Source organism: Micrococcus sp. iso_26, from assembly GCF_056172975.1.
In genome coordinates this window covers 1-330 of the sequence record NZ_JBWBTV010000034.1, presented here as the reverse complement: position 1 = coordinate 330, position 330 = coordinate 1, and the positions used below count along the sequence as shown (strand labels likewise).

The following is a 330-nucleotide window of genomic DNA, read 5'->3' as shown; positions in this document are numbered from 1 at the left end:
CCGAGGGGGGTGTCGGCGGTGAGGTCGGCGACGAGCTCGACCAGGCTGGTGCGGATGCTGTCGACGATCCCCGTGAGGGTCGCGCCCGGCACGGAGTAGGCCAGCTCATGGGCCTGCTGAGCGAAGGACAGGGTGTCGTTGAGGATCTGCAGGGCTGCACTCAGCGGGCCGCTGCCGAACTTGACGAACTTCTGGTCAGCCATCCGTTCGATCTCTGCCAGCGGGGACCGCAGGGTCAGCTGCTCAGGGACGATCTCCCGGGCCTTGGCAGGTAAGTCGTACCAGGACCAGGACTGACCGCTCACCACGTTGTAGCCGCTGACGTAGGAG

At 66.4% G+C, this 330-nt stretch carries 1 protein-coding gene; it reads right to left on the bottom strand.

What is annotated here, in order from left to right:
• Window positions 1–330: AbiTii domain-containing protein (locus tag AC0VX0_RS12435; RefSeq protein ID WP_475452223.1), on the bottom strand; the 330-nt coding region annotated here is incomplete at both ends.